The sequence below is a fragment of the Neobacillus bataviensis LMG 21833 genome (assembly GCF_000307875.1).
In the GTDB taxonomy this organism is placed as follows: Bacteria; Bacillota; Bacilli; order Bacillales; family Cytobacillaceae; genus Neobacillus; species Neobacillus bataviensis.
This window is the reverse complement of the sequence record NZ_AJLS01000137.1, coordinates 137,197-143,196: the sequence shown is the minus strand read 5'-3', so window position 1 is coordinate 143,196 and position 6,000 is coordinate 137,197. Positions and strand designations below refer to the sequence as shown.

4 protein-coding genes and 1 riboswitch are annotated in these 6,000 nt (G+C 42.9%); of the genes, 3 read left to right on the top strand and 1 reads right to left on the bottom strand.

The genetic code is table 11. The annotated features are described in order from the left end of the window. Positions 1-95: 95 nt before the first annotated feature. Positions 96-1,403: an ATP-binding protein gene (locus BABA_RS21260; protein WP_007087311.1), complete on the bottom strand. Its 1,308-nt coding sequence runs from the start codon at positions 1,401-1,403 to the stop codon at positions 96-98. Positions 1,404-1,791: 388 nt separating this feature from the next. After that, a riboswitch (cobalamin riboswitch) is annotated at positions 1,792-1,992 on the top strand. Positions 1,993-2,120: 128 nt separating this feature from the next. On the opposite strand from BABA_RS21260, the gene BABA_RS21255 reads away from it, so the two are divergent. The 3 genes from BABA_RS21255 to BABA_RS21245 are packed head-to-tail and all read left to right on the top strand — an operon-like array spanning position 2,121 to position 5,944. Continuing rightward, positions 2,121-4,403, top strand: a complete 2,283-nt coding sequence (locus BABA_RS21255) for a ribonucleoside-diphosphate reductase subunit alpha (protein ID WP_007087310.1) — start codon at positions 2,121-2,123, stop codon at positions 4,401-4,403. Between the two features lie 27 nt (positions 4,404-4,430). Next, on the top strand, positions 4,431-5,477 hold the full coding sequence (locus BABA_RS21250; RefSeq protein ID WP_007087309.1) for a ribonucleotide-diphosphate reductase subunit beta: 1,047 nt from the start codon (positions 4,431-4,433) through the stop codon (positions 5,475-5,477). Continuing rightward, positions 5,474-5,944 (top strand): flavodoxin domain-containing protein, encoded by a 471-nt coding sequence (locus BABA_RS21245; protein ID WP_007087308.1) that lies wholly within the window; start codon positions 5,474-5,476, stop codon positions 5,942-5,944. Before BABA_RS21250 ends, BABA_RS21245 begins: the two co-directional genes overlap by 4 nt. Positions 5,945-6,000 lie beyond the last annotated feature (56 nt).

Below are 6,000 nucleotides of genomic sequence, written 5' to 3'. Positions count from 1 at the left end.
ACTAGCCGCTAGGGCGCTGGAGCTGGACAATTCTCAACGTCGAAATTTATACTTTCTTATCTCTTAAAAAAAGAGGCCTTTACTGGCCTCTCCATTCAACTGATATTCTCACGATTTAAAATCTCATCCCTATTCGACAAACTTCCGGCCGTGCTGGGGTCGGGCAAGCTTGGGAACCGGATCGTAAAGGCTGTCCCCTGCCCTAAATGGCTTTCTACCGAAATGACCCCTTTCATGGCGTGAATAAGTTGAAAGGAAATGGTTAATCCCACACCGGTACCCTTTTCTTTTGTTGTATAAAAAGGCGTTCCTAATCTGGCTAGCTGGCTCTTTGTCATCCCTTTGCCACTGTCAATGATTTGGATAACAATCTCTCCGCCCGCTTCAAATGTATGAACATGAAGATCCCCGCCTGTCTCCAATGCTTCAATCCCATTTTTGATAATATTGACTAAAACCTGCTTCATTTCGCCTTTATTTCCTTTTATATAAAGCCCATCTTGCACATTCATTTGAATGGAGATATTTTGGATATTTGAATATGAGGTCATGAGTGCGACCGTCTTCCTCACCTCTTCCGAAATATGGACAATCGTCAAACCTTCTGTATTCGGTTTGGCTAGGGACAGATAATCATTAATAATCGATTGCGCATGGTCAAGTTCCGTTAAGGCAATCTCAATATAATGTTTCTGTTCATTTTTTAAATTCTCGTCCTCTCGCATTAACTGTAAAAAGCCACGAACGGATGTTAATGGATTTCTGACCTCATGGGCAACCGAAGCGGCCAGCTGACTGATTACATTTAAACGTTCATCCTTTTGTAATTTCTCCCGCATTTCAGTTTGCTGATTGACATTTTCCATGATAAAAATAACCATCAGTAAGCAGATCCACGTAATAAAATAAAACCCAAACATAAAGGGAATTTGCGCCAATTGATTTTTTGTCAGTAGCGTGAGGATAACAATGATTGTGTTAGCCCAAAACACAGAACTAACAAACATTAACTTATTTTTCTTTTTAAAAAGCTCATATTGATCTTGCATCAAAATGAAAACGATGCAAGTGAGCGAATAATTGATTAAAACGATATAAAAACCATCTCCGCCAATGAAATAACGATACCCTAAAAGAACTGCCGTGCTCAGTAATCCTGGAAAGGTTCCGCCATATACAAAAGCAATAATAAAGGGGACGATTCTAAAATCATATATATACCCCGCAGAAAACTTCGCTGGGAACGACATCGCAAGTACTAGAATAATAATCAGTATGAAGGAAAGTTTTGATAGGGGTTTTCTCCGCTCACTGTCTTGTTCATGAAAAAATAAATGATAGACGGAGATTGGCAAGAGGACAACAACTACTTGATATAAAATAATGTCAACATCTAGATTCATAGAAAAACTCCTTGGCTTCATGATCAAGACAAAAACGATTTGGCATTGGATAAATAGGAACTTACGCACAGTTAAATCAAGGTAATTTATCCTATTAACGTTTATTCTATTATAAAAAATTATTTAAATCATGTAAATTTTAAAAATAGTGAAGCAGGGGACGGTTCTTGCGCTTCACAGAGCAATATCTGAACAAAAAGGGTCGCCCTCAGTGCATACAAACAGCCGAGAATGACGCTAATAGGAATAAAGGGAAAATGATGCAGGAGAACCGTCCCTTGCTTCACCCACGAATAAAATACTTGTCATTTCAAATAGAGTATACTATGATTAATTCTAGTTTATTATCTACATATTGTTTAGTTTCTTTAAAATAAAACTATATATTGTATTTACCTTAGGAAAAGATGCCACTAGCGGCTTAAAAGGGAATCCGGTGTGAATCTGGAACTGCCCCCGCAACTGTAAATGCTGACGAAATGAGCAAGCCACTGTATGAGAGAGTTTATGAACATAGACGCTTATACGGGAAGGACTCAGGAGTAGGATGAAGCATAAGTCAGGAGACCTGTCTTTCTTAAGAAAGTTTCACCTCTTCGGGGATTGAGAGGATGAACGGTGGCAGCAGGCAGGAGTCTATTTTTCCTTTTGTGCAGTGATCCGTTTCATCCGCTCAGGTTTCCCTGAGCGGATTTTTTTATTGAAGGAGATAGAACTATGAACACGAAGGTAAATGGGGAAATTCAAATGGTACTAGATTGTATCAAACAAGCTTCTGAAAACTATCAATTGGATACTACGAAGCTTGAAAAACAAATTAGAGACTGGGACGCGACAGATGTCGGCCAGCATGCGCTCCTGTATGCGGTCAATCAGATCGCGATGGATCAGCCTGATTGGACGTTTGTCGCGGCAAGGCTTTATTTAAATGAACTATATCAACAGGCGGCATCGAACCGTGGATATGACCGCAAGCTTACATACGGGGATTTTTTTCAACTCATTAAACAATTAACGGATGTCGGCATTTATTCTAACACTCTATTAAGCCGTTATACGAAAGAGGAAATTGATGAATTAGCTAGTGAGATTGCCCCGGAGCGGGATACCCTTTTTACCTACATCGGTTTATTTTTACTGGCGGATCGCTATCTTGCCCACGATCATGAGCGAAATATGTACGAACTTCCGCAAGAGCGATTCATGATTATTGCGATGACCATCATGCAGAACGAAAATCCATCTAAACGGCTGCACCTAGTGAAAGAGGCTTATTGGGCATTAAGTAATCTCTACATGACCGTTGCCACGCCGACACTCGCGAATGCCGGCAAAAGCTTCGGCCAGCTTTCCTCCTGCTTTATTGATACGGTCGACGATTCACTGGACGGCATTTATTTAAATAATTGGGATATCGCCCGCTTAAGTAAAGATGGCGGCGGTATTGGACTCTATTACGGAAAAGTCCGCGCCCTTGGTTCTGATATTAAAAAATTCAAAGGCAACTCTTCGGGGGTTGTACCGTGGATTAAATTGGTCAATGATACGGCCGTCAGCGTCGATCAGCTTGGGCAGCGGCAAGGTGCTATTGCCGTGTACTTGGATGTGTTCCATAAAGATATCATGAACGGCTTTCTCGATTTGAAAACGAATAATGGCGATGAACGCCGCAAAGCCCATGATATTTTTACCGGCGTGACGATACCTGATCTTTTTATGAAAAAACTACAAGAAACCGACGAGAGCGGAAGAAGTATCGGCGAGTGGCATACGTTTTGCCCGCACCAGGTTAAGCAATATATGGGCTGGAAGGATGGAAACGGTGCACCCCTCGGACTCGAGGATTTTTATGATGAAACCGACCATCTTTATTTTTCAAAAAAGTACGAAGAAGCCGCTGCCCATCCGTTGCTGCCGCGGAAAACGTACAGGGCGATGGATATCATGGCGCGGATTATGGTATCCCAGTTAGAAACCGGTACTCCCTATATGTTCTACCGGGACGAAGTGAATCGGCAAAATCCAAATAAGCATCTGGTTGGTGCGGGACGCACCTCGATTTATTGCAGCAATCTCTGTACGGAAATCGCACAAAATATGTCGGCGACCACCATTGTCAACGAATATCTGGATGAAGACGGGAACATCGTCATCGTTCGCAAGCCTGGCGATTTCGTGGTTTGCAATCTATCGTCTATTAATCTCGCAAAAGCGATTCCGGCCGGAGTGCTAGAACGATTGACCCGCATTCAAGTCAGAATGTTGGATAACGTCATCGATTTAAATACCATTTCGGTTGGACAGGCCCAGGTAACTAATCAAAAGTTCCGCGCGATCGGTCTCGGAACGTTCGGCTGGCATCATCTGCTTGCCCTTAAAGGCATTCACTGGGAGTCGGAGGCCGCGGTCGAGTTGGCCGATCAACTGTATGAGGACATTGCTTACTATACGATTCGTACCTCCAAGGAACTGGCGGTAGAAAAAGGGGCTTATCGGGAATTTCAAGGTTCCGAGTGGGAAACAGGTGCTTATTTTTCGCGGAAAAATTACCGCTCTCGCCGGTGGATGGATTTGCAAACGGACATTGGGGAACACGGTATCCGCAATGGCTGGTTAATGGCGATTGCGCCTAACTCTTCCACAGCGAAAATCGGCGGCTCTACGGATGGGATTGACCCGATTTATTCTGTTGAATATGCAGAGGAAAAGAAAAACTTTAAATTCAAAGTCACGGCGCCGGATATAACCCATCGAACTTATCCCTATTACCGCCGGGCCAGACATGAACTCGATCAAGTTTGGAGCATTAAACAAAATGCTGCCCGCCAGCGCCACATAGACCAAGGGATTAGCTTTAATCTTTATGTCCGCCATGATATCAAAGCGAAGGATTTATTAAACCTGCATTTGGAAGCTTGGCGGCATGGGTTAAAAACGACGTATTATGTCAGAAGTACATCGCAGACCGAAATCGCCGAATGTGAGGCGTGTCAAAGCTAACTTAAATTATGAAGGAGGTTTTTTCAAATGAATCCCCATGCACCATTAGCAAAAATAAAACTATTAAATCCGGAGTTTCCTAATAAATCAACTGGGATCATCAACGGCGAGTCGTCCGGCCTCCTGAACTGGAACGACATCGCCTACCCCCAGATGTACGATTTATATCAAACTTTATTGGGTAATTTTTGGAAGGCGCAAGAAATTAATATGCAGGATGACATTAAACAATGGGACATGCTGAATGCAACCGAGAAGGATGTTTTCCTAAGAATTAACACGCAGCTGGCTTCGCTTGATAGCCTGCAGACCCCAACGATGACGCAGGTAATGGATTATGTCACGGATTCTAGCTTTAAGGCGATCTTTGCGGTCATTGCCCAGCAAGAAGCGGTGCATAATGAATCCTATTCGTATATTCTCAGCTCGCTTGTCCCTTTAAGTGAACAGAAGACCCGCTTTAATCAAGCTAAAAGTGATCCAATCGTGCAAAGGCGGAACCATTTGATTTTGCAGGCTTACGAATGCTTTCGTGAAAATCCGACACCACAGCATTTGTTTCAATTGGCGGTGAACTCGATCAATCTTGAGGGGATTTATTTTTATGCAGGCTTTGCCTTTTTCTATCATCTTGCCCGCCAGCAGAAAATGCTGAAAACGAGCACGATGATCAGCTATATCCAACGGGATGAAATGCAGCACGCCTATTTCATCGCTCAGTTTATCCGGATTCTGCTGACGGAGAATCCGGAATTGAATCATCGGGAAAATATTGAGTATGTGTATCGTGCGATTGGCCAAGCCGTTGAGCTGGAAAAGGAATGGGCAGCCTTTATCCTGAGAGATATAAAAGGGATTGATCTGGATGAGTACGATGGCTATACGGAATACCTGGCGAATAAGCGTTTGCGCCAGTTGGGATTGGAAAATTTATATGAGGACCGCAGTAACCCGATGCCGTGGATTCAGGTGTTCAGTGATGAAATGATGAACGGCACAAAATCGGACTTCTTCGAGCAAAAATCACGCACGTATGCGAAGGTTTCACAATCGAATGGCTTTGATGAGCTATGAATCTAGCCATTGTGTATACCTCGAAAACGGGAAATACTGAAGAGCTGGTTTCTTTTCTAAAAGATTTATTTTTCAAAAAAAAAATAACTGTTCAGTTGTTTCGAATTGAACAGTTTCCCTTGCAGGATTTAACTGCTTTTGATGGGATCATTATCGGGACGTATACATGGGGTGATGGGGAAATCCCAGCTGAAATGCTCGCGCTGTATCGCGCGTTTGAAACGGAGAATGTGGAACATATCGCAACCGGTGTGGTTGGCACAGGCGACAGCTTTTATCCCCATTTTTGCGGCGCAGTTGATGCGTTTCGCGATATGCTTTATGTTCACAGCCAGTTAGCTGTCACGCTAAAAGTCGAAATATCGTTAGAAACAAAAGATCTTGACCGCTGCCGGAGATTTGTCGAGCTTTTTTTGAAAAGGACAACTGGATTTGTTAAGAAAGAGTTGCTTAGAACAATCCTGTAAGAAAAAGCCTCCGCATTTGGGTATGGTATTATCAGATAACCATAACCAAAAAAGGA